The organism is Paenimyroides ummariense, from assembly GCF_900115115.1.
In the GTDB taxonomy this organism is placed as follows: Bacteria; Bacteroidota; Bacteroidia; order Flavobacteriales; family Flavobacteriaceae; genus Flavobacterium; species Flavobacterium ummariense.
Genome location: NZ_FOVI01000002.1, coordinates 207,775 through 219,931, shown reverse-complemented (window position 1 = coordinate 219,931; position 12,157 = coordinate 207,775). Strand labels below are relative to the sequence as shown.

The 12,157-nt window shown below is 34.5% G+C and carries 12 protein-coding genes; 11 read left to right on the top strand and 1 reads right to left on the bottom strand.

Features of this window, described 5'->3' with window-relative positions; genetic code table 11:
• The first annotated feature begins 73 nt into the window (after positions 1 to 73).
• From BM253_RS02680 to BM253_RS02635, 11 genes are all read left to right on the top strand, one after another.
• Entirely contained in the window at positions 74 to 1,084 is a 1,011-nt protein-coding gene (locus BM253_RS02680) for a sugar phosphate nucleotidyltransferase (protein WP_091518668.1), read from the top strand.
• Between the two features lie 58 nt (positions 1,085 to 1,142).
• Positions 1,143 to 1,958, top strand: a complete 816-nt coding sequence (locus BM253_RS02675; RefSeq protein ID WP_091518666.1) for a lipoprotein insertase outer membrane protein LolB1 — start codon at positions 1,143 to 1,145, stop codon at positions 1,956 to 1,958.
• A gap of 25 nt (positions 1,959 to 1,983) precedes the next feature.
• Positions 1,984 to 3,276: a murein hydrolase activator EnvC family protein gene (locus BM253_RS02670; RefSeq protein ID WP_091518663.1), complete on the top strand. Its 1,293-nt coding sequence runs from the start codon at positions 1,984 to 1,986 to the stop codon at positions 3,274 to 3,276.
• Between the two features lie 2 nt (positions 3,277 to 3,278).
• Positions 3,279 to 3,812, top strand: coding sequence for a 3-hydroxyanthranilate 3,4-dioxygenase (locus BM253_RS02665; RefSeq protein ID WP_091518659.1), 534 nt, complete (start codon positions 3,279 to 3,281; stop codon positions 3,810 to 3,812).
• A gap of 62 nt (positions 3,813 to 3,874) precedes the next feature.
• Positions 3,875 to 5,395: an L-piperidine-6-carboxylate dehydrogenase gene (amaB, locus tag BM253_RS02660; RefSeq protein ID WP_091518656.1), complete on the top strand. Its 1,521-nt coding sequence runs from the start codon at positions 3,875 to 3,877 to the stop codon at positions 5,393 to 5,395.
• Between the two features lie 10 nt (positions 5,396 to 5,405).
• Positions 5,406 to 5,810 (top strand): DUF2059 domain-containing protein, encoded by a 405-nt coding sequence (locus BM253_RS02655; protein ID WP_177205697.1) that lies wholly within the window; start codon positions 5,406 to 5,408, stop codon positions 5,808 to 5,810.
• Between the two features lie 109 nt (positions 5,811 to 5,919).
• Complete coding sequence (locus BM253_RS02650) at positions 5,920 to 6,345, top strand: hypothetical protein (protein ID WP_091518651.1); 426 nt, start codon at positions 5,920 to 5,922, stop codon at positions 6,343 to 6,345.
• A gap of 73 nt (positions 6,346 to 6,418) precedes the next feature.
• Positions 6,419 to 6,802 (top strand): YchJ family protein, encoded by a 384-nt coding sequence (locus tag BM253_RS02645; protein WP_091518648.1) that lies wholly within the window; start codon positions 6,419 to 6,421, stop codon positions 6,800 to 6,802.
• 26 nt (positions 6,803 to 6,828) lie between these two features.
• Positions 6,829 to 6,987 (top strand): hypothetical protein, encoded by a 159-nt coding sequence (locus BM253_RS17265; RefSeq protein WP_177205695.1) that lies wholly within the window; start codon positions 6,829 to 6,831, stop codon positions 6,985 to 6,987.
• A gap of 1 nt (position 6,988) precedes the next feature.
• On the top strand, positions 6,989 to 8,203 hold the full coding sequence (locus BM253_RS02640) for a metallophosphoesterase family protein (RefSeq protein ID WP_091518646.1): 1,215 nt from the start codon (positions 6,989 to 6,991) through the stop codon (positions 8,201 to 8,203).
• A gap of 60 nt (positions 8,204 to 8,263) precedes the next feature.
• A complete protein-coding gene (locus tag BM253_RS02635; RefSeq protein WP_091518643.1) occupies positions 8,264 to 11,302 on the top strand; it encodes an SbcC/MukB-like Walker B domain-containing protein in 3,039 nt (1,012 codons plus the stop codon).
• On the opposite strand, the gene BM253_RS02630 is transcribed toward BM253_RS02635, so the two are convergent.
• On the bottom strand, positions 11,303 to 12,070 hold the full coding sequence (locus BM253_RS02630) for a hypothetical protein (protein ID WP_091518639.1): 768 nt from the start codon (positions 12,068 to 12,070) through the stop codon (positions 11,303 to 11,305). It lies immediately after the preceding gene.
• Positions 12,071 to 12,157: the final 87 nt, after the last annotated feature.

Below are 12,157 nucleotides of genomic sequence, written 5' to 3'. Positions count from 1 at the left end.
CTTGTAGGATTAAAAATTATAAACCTACAAGGTCTGTTAGACCTTGCAGGAAACTAAAAAATAAATATTAAAAATGAAAATAATCGTACCAATGGCAGGTCGTGGTTCACGCTTGCGTCCACATACATTAACAACTCCAAAACCATTAATTCCAATTGCAGGCAAACCAATTGTTCACCGTTTGGTAGAAGATATTGCCAAAGTAATTAATCAACCAATCGACGAAATTGCGTTCATTATTCACGAAAGTTTTGGTAAAAAAGTAGAGAAAGATTTAGTTGCCATTGCAGAAAAATTAGGAGCTAAAGGAACTATTTGTTATCAGAACGAAGCGTTGGGAACAGCACATGCCATTTTGTGTGCTAAAGAAAGCATGCAGGGACCAATCGTTGTTGCATATGCAGATACTTTGTTCCGTGCCGATTTTACGTTAGATTCTTCTGCCGATTCTGTTATTTGGGTTAAGGCTGTAGAAGATCCATCGGCGTTTGGAGTGGTTCAGTTGAATGACAAAAACGAGATTGTTGATTTTGTTGAAAAACCGACAGAATTTGTTTCGGATTTAGCGATTATTGGAATTTATTTCTTTAAATCTGCCGAAAATTTACGAAGCGAATTAGAATATCTTTTAGATAATAAAATTGAAAAAAGCGGAGAATATCAGTTAACCGATGCTTTAGAAAACATGAAACAGAAAGGTTTGCGTTTTGTTCCGGGTAAAGTTGATGAATGGATGGATTGCGGAAACAAAAACGTAACGGTTGATACCAATAACCGTATGTTGAACTTCTTGCATCAAGACAATGAAAACCTTGTAGCATCAACAGCTGTTATAGAAAATTCTACCATTATTCCGCCGTGTTATATTGGCGAAAACGTAATGCTTAAAAACGCAACGGTTGGTCCGAATGTTTCTTTGGGCGATAATTCTAAAGTTGAAAATGCTACCATTAAAAACAGTTTGATACAAACCAACGCCACCGTAAAAAATGCCGATTTAGACAATGCAATGATTGGTAATTTTGCAAGCTTTAACGGTAAGTTTACCAACATAAGTATAGGTGATTACAGTGTGTTAGAATAATCATAAAAAAATCCGTGTTCGCGGATTTTTTTGTTTCTTTATCGTTTTAATTTCAAGAATGAAACAAATTTTTATCATATTAAGTATTGCATTTTTTGCGGTTTCCTGTAAATCGTCAAAGAAAAATACGCCTGCGCCGGAAAATCAAACCGAAAATACGGCAGGAACTATTATTGTAGAACCAAAAGCCGAAAACACATCAAAAAAAGCAAATAAGAAAGCAATTACCGAAATGGCTACAGATCATTATGCGCTGTTTAACGATTTTAATACGTTAAGCATTACTGCCGATGTGGATTATAAGGACAAAAACATGGATCAGTCGCCAACAGCTGATATTAAAATTGAAAAAGGGAAACAAATCCTAATTAGTGTAAAAGCTCTTTTTGGTGTTACTGTTGCAAAAGTTTACTTAACACCTGAACGTGCCAGTTATTATGAAATTACAGGATCGCATTACGATGGCGATTATAAATTTATTAAAGACTTTTTAGGAACCGAAGTTACTTACGAAAACGTAGAAAACTTGTTGTTAGGTAAAGCTTTTTACGATTTAAATACGAATGAGTATCAAAAAATAAAAAATAACGAATTAGAGTTAAAGCTGAATCAGTTTTTAATGCGTTTGGTTTTAGGATCGAAAAATCAGGTGGCATCAACAGAGGTAACCGAAGATAAATCGGCAGATAAACTGGTAATTCAATATCCGTCGTATCAGTCAAGTGACAACATTTATCTTCCTAAAGAAATAAAGATTCATGCCATGCGTAAAGACGATGTGCAAATAAGAATCGATTACAAAAAAGTTTCGGTAAACCAATCGGTTGATTTTAAATATAAAATCCCAAGTGGTTCCAAAGCAATAAAAATTTAGTTATTTTTGAACAAAATTCAAGCTAATGCGTCGCATTTTATCCATCATACTATTATTTTTATCGTTTAATACATTCGCTCAACAAGATTATGCAGCAGAACAACGCAAGCTGGAAGAGCGAAAAGCAGCCATTTTAAAAGAGATTAAAGAATTTCAAACCCTGCTTAATACCAATAAAAAGCAGGAACGCAACATTTTGGCAGAGTTAAATGAACAGAATAAAAAAATAAAACTTCAAACCGAATTAATCAATAATTCGCAAAAACAGATACGAACTTTATCTAACGATATTTACGTAAACACGCTGGCGGCAAACAAATTAAGACGCGAATTAGCTGTTTTAAAAGACGATTATGCTAAAACCATCGTGAAATCTTACAAATCTCGATCGGAACAAAACCGAATCATGTTCATTTTATCGAGTAACAACTTTTTGCAAGCCTACAAACGTATGCAGTATATTAAGCAATATGCCAAATACCGCAAATCGCAAGGAGATGAAATTCGAGCAAAATTTGAAGAATTAGAGCGAATTTCTGCCCACATGGAAGCGCAGAAAAACAAACAGCAAGTTGTTCAAAACGAACAACAAAATCAGCGTAAAGAATTAGAGGTTGAAAAAGGCAAACAGACCGAATTAATGAATTTGGTTAAGAAAGACAGCAAAAAATACAGCTCGCAAATTAAAACCAAACAACAGGAAACCAAAAAGATCGACCAACAGATTAAAGCGATCATTAAAAAGATTATTGAAGAAGAGAACCGCAAGCGACGTGAAGAAGAAGCACAAAGAAAACGCGAAGAGGAAGCTCGCAATGCAAAATCGGGAACTAAAACAACTTCAAAACCAACGGTTACTACTACGAGTTCTGCAGGTAAGTTTGATATGACGCCGGAAGAGAAAGCTTTGGCAACAAGTTTTAGTAATAACCGCGGACGTTTGCCTTGGCCGGTTGAAAAAGGATATATTTCATCGCGTTATGGAACGGTTAAACATCCGGAATACGATATTGAATACGAAAATCACGGAATTGAAATCAGCACCGAAAAAGGATCTACTGTTCGCAGTGTTTTTGAGGGTGAAGTTTCGCAAATTCAGGTAATCGGAAATTCAAGAACGGTATTTATTCGTCACGGAGAATACATTACGGTGTACCAAAATCTGGCATCGGTAAGTGTATCTAAAGGTCAAAAAGTATCAACCAAACAAAAAATCGGAACCGTTGGAACCAATTTTGAAGGTGCATCGGTTTTAAAATTCCTTATTACCAAAAACAGTGATTACAACAACCCACAATCGTGGTTAAGCGCTAAATAATTATGGAAATGAAGAAACCTTTTAATTTAAAGAATTGGATTGATGAAAACAGAGGTTTGCTAAAACCACCTGTTGGCAACAAGAATATTTATACAGAATCGGGCGATTTTATTGTAATGGTTGTAGGCGGACCAAATGCCCGTAAAGATTATCACTATAACGAAACCGACGAGTTCTTTTTTCAGTTAGAAGGAAGTATTTCAATTGCCGTTCAAACCGAAAATGGTAAAGAGGTGATGGAATTGAATGCTGGCGACGTATTTCTTTTACCGGCTAAAACTCCGCATTCACCAATTAGAACAGAAGGATCGGTTGGTTTGGTTGTAGAAATGAAACGTGCCAATGCCGATGCAAAAGACGGATTGCTTTGGTTTTGTGAAAACTGCAACGAAAAACTGTACGAAGTTTATTTTCCTTTAGAAAACATTGAAACCGATTTTCTGCCTCATTTTAAACATTTCTATACGTCGGAAGATTTACGTACCTGCAAAAAATGTGGAACGGTTATGGAAGCAGATGAGCGTTTTGTTGGTTAATCCACATAATTTTAGTATCTTACAAAAACTATATAAAAACAGAATATTATCATAAAAAAGCAATGAAAACAATTTTATCGCAATTAGGCTTAAACAATAAAAACCTGGGTTCATCAACAGGAACGCAATGGTTTGCAAACGGATCAGAAATTTCATCATACACACCGGTAAACGGTTCGCTAATCGGTACGGTTCAAACATCATCAAACAGTGATTACGAAAAAGTAATGAGCACTGCCGAAAAAGCTTTTAAAGAATGGAGATTAGTACCAGCACCAAAACGTGGCGAAATTGTACGTCAGGTGGGTGATGCATTACGCGAAAACAAAGATGCTTTAGGTAAATTGGTTTCGTACGAAATGGGTAAAAGCTTACAAGAAGGTTTAGGTGAAGTTCAGGAAATGATCGATATCTGTGACTTTGCAGTAGGTTTATCTCGCCAATTATATGGTTTAACTATGCATTCAGAACGACCAATGCACCGCATGTATGAGCAGTATCATCCGCTTGGAATTGTAGGAATTATTTCTGCATTTAACTTCCCTGTTGCTGTTTGGTCTTGGAATGCAGCTTTGGCTTGGGTTTGTGGCGATGTTTGTGTTTGGAAACCAAGTTCTAAAACACCGCTATGCGCTATTGCATGTCAGAATATCATTTCGAAAGTATTCGAAAAAAATAATGTGCCAGAAGGTGTTAGCTGTTTAGTTACAGGAAATGCTTCGGGCGATTTAATGAATAACGACAAACGCGTACCGTTGGTTTCTTTTACAGGATCAACTCGTATTGGTCGTCACGTATCAAAAACAGTTGCAGAACGTTTTGGTAAAACTATTTTAGAGTTGGGTGGAAACAATGCCATTATCGTATCAGAACATTCAGATTTAAGCATGGTATTAGTTGGTGCTGTTTTCGGAGCAGTAGGAACTGCTGGTCAACGTTGTACATCAACCCGTCGTTTAATTGTTCATGAAAGTGTGTACGATAAAACGATCGAAACATTGAAAAATGCGTACGGACAGTTGAGAATCGGCGATCCTTTAGATGCAGCAAATCACGTTGGTCCACTAATCGATACAAAAGCTGTTGAAGATTATTTAAAAGCAATTGAAAAAGCTAAAACCCAAGGTGGTAAAATTGTTGTTGAAGGTGGTGTAGTAGAAGGTGCTGGTTACGAAAGCGGTTGTTACGTAAAACCATGTATTATTGAAGCGAAGAATGATTTCGAAATTGTTCAGGAAGAAACTTTTGCACCAATTTTATATGTAATGAAATACAGCACTATTGAAGAAGCGATTGATATGCAAAACGGAGTTCCTCAAGGATTATCATCTTCAATTTTCACAAATAATTTACGTGAAGCAGAATTGTTTTTATCACACGCGGGATCAGACTGTGGTATTGCAAACGTAAATATTGGTACATCGGGCGCAGAAATCGGTGGCGCTTTTGGTGGTGAAAAAGAAACAGGCGGCGGACGCGAATCGGGTTCTGATGCTTGGAAAGTGTATATGCGCCGTCAAACAAACACCATTAATTACGGTACAGAATTGCCATTGGCACAAGGAATTAACTTTAATTTATAAAATACAGCACATGAAAAATTTATTTATAGCTGCAACAATGTTGTTATCGGTACAGTTTGTATCAGCTCAATCAGCAGATTTTAAGAAAGATGTAATTGAAATGGTTAAAATATCTGGAACAACAGCTAATATTACAGCTTTATTAGAGCCAGTTATTGAACAGATTCCTGCTGATAAAAGAGCAGATTTCAAAAAAGATATTGATGGAATTATGCCAGATCTTTATGAAAAAACAGCAGAAGCCATGATGAAATATTATACCCATGATGATGTAAAAAAAATGATTGAATTTTATAACTCGCCATTAGGTAAAAAGATGCAAGAATCAACGCCAAAAATCTTAAAAGATCAGATGAAAGGTATGCAAGAATGGCAAATGCAACTTCAAGGAATCTTAATGAAATACATGCAATAATTATAAAAACGGGGTTGAATAAACCTCGTTTATTGTTGTAATAATGTTAATCAATAGCGTATAAATTAAAAAAAGTAGTAATTTAGATGTCTATTTTAAATAAAAAATTATGAAAAAGTTTATTTATGGCGCAATCATGCTGCTTGCAGTTCAAACAGGTTTCGCCCAAACACAAGATGCTAAAACGTTTGTTGACAACATGGGCATGAAAGCTAATATTGATGGTGTTAAACAACAAATACTACCAATGATTGATACAGCTAAAGTTGATGATTTTAATAAAGAGTTTGATGCATTGGTAAATGGTTTTGTAACAGATTTCTCTAAATTGGTTGATGAAAATTATGATGCTGCCGAATTAAAAGCTGCAAACAAAAAATTTGCCGAAACTAAAGAAGTAACTGTTCTTGAACCTAAAGATAAGACCACTTTTGAACAAAAAGCTGGTACTTTAAGTAACGAAGTTAATATGACTATGCAAGGTTTGGTTATGAAATATGCAAGTGCCGAAGCTTTACAACAAGCAGAAGAATAATCAAGCATAAAAAAGATAAAGAGAGGCATTTACGCCTCTTTTTTTATGCGTATTTTTGAAAAAACATTATACAATGAATTGTCCTTGCTGCTCCAATAAATTATACACAGAATGCTGTGAGCCTTATCACACGAAAGAAAAATACGCACCCACTGCCGAAGCTTTGATGCGTTCTCGCTTTTCTGCTTTCGCCATTCCAAACGGCGACTATTTAATGACCACAACCTTACCTGCAAAACGTAAATTTCATACCAAAGAAGAACTTCAGGAATGGGGCGAAATTAATCAATGGATCAAGTTAGAAATCGTTAATGTTACAACCATAAATCAAGTGGAATTCAAGGCATATTATATCGATCAAGATCAAAACGAACAGCTACATCATGAATTATCTGTTTTTCAAAAAATGAATGATCGTTGGTATTATGTTTCGGGAACATTTCAAAACGACAATTAATGTCTTAACTTCAATTTATATTTGATATGGGAAGAAGAAACGAAACCAACCGGTTGGCTCATAAGAAAAAGGTCGATCAGAAAAAGAATAAAGAAAGTAATGCCAAAACACTTCGAAAAGAACGATTAAAACAGATCCAGCAACAATTCAACCAGCAAAACAACCAAGATTTACAACAAGACTAACATGAAAATTCTGCATACAGCCGATTGGCATTTAGGAAAACGTTTAGACGGTTTTTCACGATTTGAAGAACAGATTGATGTAATGAATGAAATCGTGGAAATTTCCGATCGCGAAGATGTAGATTTGGTGTTAATTGCCGGCGATTTGTTCGATGCTTTTAATCCGGCGGTTGATGCGGTTGATTTGTTCTACAAAACTTTAAAACGACTTACAAACAACGCAAAACGACCGGTGATTGCCATTGCCGGCAACCATGATTCGCCCGATCGTATCAATGCACCCGATCCTTTGGCACGTGAATGCGGAATTATATTAATTGGTTATCCTAACGAAAAAGTCAATCTGTTTGAGTTAGATCATTTTAAAATAGAAAAATCTACTGAAGGTTTTATCGAAATAATCATAAAAAATATCGATTTCCCAATCCGAATTATTCACACGGCTTATGCAAACGAAATACGCTTAAAACACTATTTTGGTGAGGAAAAAGAAGAGCAATTGAATGCCGTTTTAAAAGATCAGTGGACAAAAATTGCCGATGAATTTTGTGATGATAAAGGTGTAAATCTGCTGATTTCGCATTTATATATGAACAAACGCGGCACTACCCTTTTAGAAGAACCCGAAGGCGAAAAGCCCATTAAAATTGGCACAGCAGACATGGTTTATTCCGATTGTATTCCGCCGCAAATTCAATATACTGCTTTGGGTCATTTACATGCGTTTAACAACATCGGCACAACCGAAAACCCCGTTGTTTATTCGTCGTCGCCTTTGTGCTACAGCTTTAGCGAAGCCGGTCAAACCAAATATGTATCCATCATCAACGCCCAACCAAATCAAAATGTAAGTTTTTCTAAAATAAATCTTACCAAAGGAAAAGCGTTGGTTCGTAAAACCTTTCAATTGGTTGATGATGCAGTAAATTGGTTGTTGGAAAATCCGGATACTTTGGTGGAATTGACAATGGAAACCGATACTTTTTTAACCACCGATGAACGAAAAGCGATATTTCAGGCACATTCAGGCATTGTGCATTTAATTCCGAAAGTAAAAAATAATGGTGCAGACGAAATTTCAGCAAGAGAAATAAACCTAAATCAAAACATAAAAGATTTGTTTAAAGATTATTTCAAATCGAAAAACGCCAACCAAGAACCAAATAACGAATTAATGGATTTGTTTAATGAAGTTTTAAATAATAGTGAAAGATAAAAGCAATGTCTTTCGTCTATCGTCTTTTCTCTTTGTTCAACCCCTTACAGAATTAAATTTATGATCCCAATTAAACTCACGATAGAAGGTTTGTATTCGTATCAAAAAAGACAAACAATTGATTTTGAAAACTTGATAAACGCAGGTTTGTTCGGCATTTTTGGTTCGGTTGGATCGGGAAAGTCATCCATTTTAGAAGCCATTACATTTGCGTTATACGGCGAAACCGAGCGATTAAATTCAAAAGACAAACGTGCATATAATATGATGAATTTAAAATCGGACACTGCTTTTATTGCGTTCGATTTTTATAATTATGAAGACAAAATATTTCGGATAACTCGTGAATTTAAGCGAAATTCTAAACGTTTTGACGATATTAAAACGCCATCAGTTGTTTTTTATGAATGGATAAATAACGATTGGATTCCTTTGAATCATAGCAATGCACAAGAACTTGTGGGCTTGAGTTATGATAATTTCAAACGAACCATCATAATTCCGCAAGGTCAATTCAAAGAATTTATTGAATTGAGAGCTACAGACAGAACCAAAATGATGAAAGAAATTTTTAAACTGCATCGATTTGATCTGTCTGATAAAGTTTCGGTTTTAAACAGTAAAAATCTTACCGATTTGAATCAGTTAGAAGGAAAATTGTCAGGTTACGATGAAGTTTCCGAAGAAAACATTTCACTTTTAAAAGAGAAACTTAAAGAAGAAACTACAATTCAAATACAAAAACAAAGTGCATTCAAAATTATTAACGAAAAACTACAGCATTTAAAAAGTATAAAAACCGATTTTGAATCGTTACAAAATAAGAGAAATCAGTTCGCAGAACTCAACAATCAAAAGCCCTCAATTGATCAGAAAAAGTCGGAATTAGAAATTTACGATCGTGTTTACAAAACGTTTAATCAGTTGTTGGTTGACATTAAAAAAACCGAAAGTGAGATTCAAGAAAAAACCAGTCAATTAGCAACAGACAAAACACTTTTACAAAATTCAGAAACAGAATTAAGTAAAATTGAAGCTGCTATTAACGAAACAAAACCCTATGTTGATGATTTACATAACAAGCGTTTACAGGAAAACGATTTAGATTTTATTGCAAAAATAATTCAGTTTACTGCTGATGTTGTGGAGTTAAAAAATAGAACTTCTAACGGAGAAGCTAAAGTTCATGAAATAGAACATATTGTTAATCAACTGCAGCAAACCATAAAAGAAACCGAAATTGAGATAAATAATCTTGCTAAAAATCAAATTGAAACCACTGTTTTAATCAATGTTGGCGAGTGGTTCAGCAAAAAACAACATTTAGAGAAAGATTGGAATCATCAAGAACAGAAAAACAATCAGTTAAAAAGCGAAATTCAGTTAATTGAAAACGAATTAATCAGTGATAAAATTGAAATTTCAACTTTTGAAAATGATGTAAAAACTTTAAACGATACTTTTTCGCAACAAAAAAAGGAATTAACCGCAAAACTGCAATCATTTCAAGTGCAGCAGGAATTAGCTCATTTTGCACACAACATGCATAAAGGCGAGGCTTGTCCGCTTTGTGGATCGTTAGAACATCCTGAAATTTTAACGTTGAACGATGTTACTTTGCATTTAGACGAACTGAAAAAAGGGATGGACTTGATTGATGAAAAGCAGAATAATTATGCTGAGTTTACTAATAAAATTCGACAAAAAATTCAGAAACTTACAATGTTTCAAGATCAATTTTTAAAAGAGAATAATCATTTAGAAAATTTAAAAAATCAAATTGTTCAACACAATGCAGGTTTTATTTGGATCGATTTTAATGCAGATGATTTTGTGGATTTTCAGCAGAAGAAACAAGCTTCATTTGATTTAACAAAACAAATCGAAACTAAAAATAAATTCATTTCAGAGCAAAGAGCACAATTAGAAAATCAACAGGAAACAGCAGAAAAATATAAAAAAGCTTTAGAGAAATTTAAGTTAGACGAAACAGAAAAACAAGCACAAATCAATCAAAACTTAAGTAATTTAAAAATTCTTGATTTCGCAGATTTTAATAATTTTTCGGTTGAAGAAATCGAACAAAAATTAAGAGATTTAAAAGCGTTTAATCATAGAATCGAAACTGATTTTAACCAATATAACCAACAGTTTAATCAGTTAAATACTCAAATTCATGTTCAAAAATCATCGATTGTATCAACTGAAAAACAATTGTTCGATCTTAATAAAAATCTGGAAGAATTAAACGATCTTTTCAACAAAAATCTGTTCGATCAAAATATCGAAAACAAAGAAAAAGTTGTTGAAATTCTGCATTTAAACCTAAATGTGGAAGTTCTCCGAAAAGAAATTGAAGAATTTACGGTTGCGTACAAAACGCTGAATAATCAAATTCAGGAATTAGAAGTTAAACTAAAAGACGAAATTTTTAATGAAACGGCTTATTATCAGTACGAAAAAGATTTTGAAACTGCCGAAATCGAATTAAAAACTGCTACCGAAAACGTTACCAAAACTACCGCAGAAATTACTCGTTTAACCGAAGCTTTTAATCAGAAAAAAGAATTACTAAAAACGTTAGATCAACTTAAAAAACGAGCAGAAAACCTGAAAACAATGAGCAATTTGTTTAAAGCTGCCGGTTTTGTTCAATATGTTTCGTCGATTTATTTGAAACAACTGTGCGAAAATGCGAATATTCGCTTCCGTAAAATGACTCGAAACCAGTTGAGTTTGCAGGTTAACGAAGCAAACGATTTTGAAGTGATTGATTATTTAAACGAAGGCAGAACACGCAGTGTGAAAACGCTTTCGGGCGGGCAATCGTTCCAGGTTTCGCTGAGTTTGGCGTTGGCGTTGGCAGAAAGTGTGCAGACAAACAGCGTTGCTAGCAAAAACTTTTTCTTTATCGATGAAGGTTTTGGAACGCAAGATGCCGAATCGGTTAATATTGTGTTTGAAACGTTGAACAACCTGCACAAAGAAAACCGCATTGTTGGAATTATTTCGCACGTTGAAGAACTAAAAGAACGCATTCCCGTAGCGTTACAAATCACAAAAACCGATGAAGACGGTAGTTTAATTAAAGTTGTCTAATTATTCCCACCAAACAGCCTCTTCGGCAGCTAAAGCAGATTTGTCTTTTCGTAAATACGCATCGTTATAGGTTTGCCAACCTTTGTTATTGTATTTTTCGTTGGGACTAAATTCGCCGGCTCCTAAATCAAAATCGCCCGAAACATCAGGCACGCGGAAATCAGCCCATTTGCAAATTTTTGCTTCTTTGGTTTGATAATCAGTCCAAAAACCTTGGTACACATTATTCATGTAACCATTGCTAAATGAGCCTAAATCGTTATAAAAAACAACATTGTCTTTTGTAATTAGAAAAAGTGCATTATAAGTTCCTTCAAAAACTCCGAAATGATTGCGATCTGTAGGTTCTTTAAATTCATAAGTACCCGAAATTACACCTTCATATTTTGCAGATGGGTTTACAGGTTCATTGTCTAATTCAGTAATTTTAATATGTTTGACCGACTGAAGCTTAATGATTCCTGTAAAACTTTCAACATTGCTGCCCACTTTTGATTTTCCTGTTACGCTATAAACATTTGGATTGGCAATATCCTTTTCAACTTTGGTTATTTTTATGTGGATTCTTCTGTAACTGTTGCCAATTGTTCCGTATGTTCTGTTCATTTCCAATCCTAAAATTACAGGCGAAAAATCATACATACCAAAATTATTCAGTTCGTTTTCGGTGGAAATATATTCGGTTTCGGGTAAAATCTGTGTAAATCTGTTTTGCGCATTTACAGCAAACTGCCAAAGTAGTACAAAACATAAAATGTAATTTTTCATATCGATCTTTTTACAAATGTAAGCGGTTTTGTTGTTTTAAACATAACTTTTTTAAAACCATAAGTTTACAACGCGGCAGTACCTTCG

Bases quoted from the DNA above. Each gene is read 5' to 3' on its own strand.
- BM253_RS02680 (WP_091518668.1), top strand. From the start codon at position 74: ATGAAAATAATCGTACCAATGGCAGGTCGTGGTTCACGCTTGCGTCCA.
- BM253_RS02675 (WP_091518666.1), top strand. From the start codon at position 1,143: ATGAAACAAATTTTTATCATATTAAGTATTGCATTTTTTGCGGTTTCC.
- BM253_RS02670 (WP_091518663.1), top strand. From the start codon at position 1,984: ATGCGTCGCATTTTATCCATCATACTATTATTTTTATCGTTTAATACA.
- BM253_RS02665 (WP_091518659.1), top strand. From the start codon at position 3,279: ATGGAAATGAAGAAACCTTTTAATTTAAAGAATTGGATTGATGAAAAC.
- amaB (WP_091518656.1), top strand. From the start codon at position 3,875: ATGAAAACAATTTTATCGCAATTAGGCTTAAACAATAAAAACCTGGGT.
- BM253_RS02655 (WP_177205697.1), top strand. From the start codon at position 5,406: ATGAAAAATTTATTTATAGCTGCAACAATGTTGTTATCGGTACAGTTT.
- BM253_RS02650 (WP_091518651.1), top strand. From the start codon at position 5,920: ATGAAAAAGTTTATTTATGGCGCAATCATGCTGCTTGCAGTTCAAACA.
- BM253_RS02645 (WP_091518648.1), top strand. From the start codon at position 6,419: ATGAATTGTCCTTGCTGCTCCAATAAATTATACACAGAATGCTGTGAG.
- BM253_RS17265 (WP_177205695.1), top strand. From the start codon at position 6,829: ATGGGAAGAAGAAACGAAACCAACCGGTTGGCTCATAAGAAAAAGGTC.
- BM253_RS02640 (WP_091518646.1), top strand. From the start codon at position 6,989: ATGAAAATTCTGCATACAGCCGATTGGCATTTAGGAAAACGTTTAGAC.
- BM253_RS02635 (WP_091518643.1), top strand. From the start codon at position 8,264: ATGATCCCAATTAAACTCACGATAGAAGGTTTGTATTCGTATCAAAAA.
- BM253_RS02630 (WP_091518639.1), bottom strand. From the start codon at position 12,070: ATGAAAAATTACATTTTATGTTTTGTACTACTTTGGCAGTTTGCTGTA.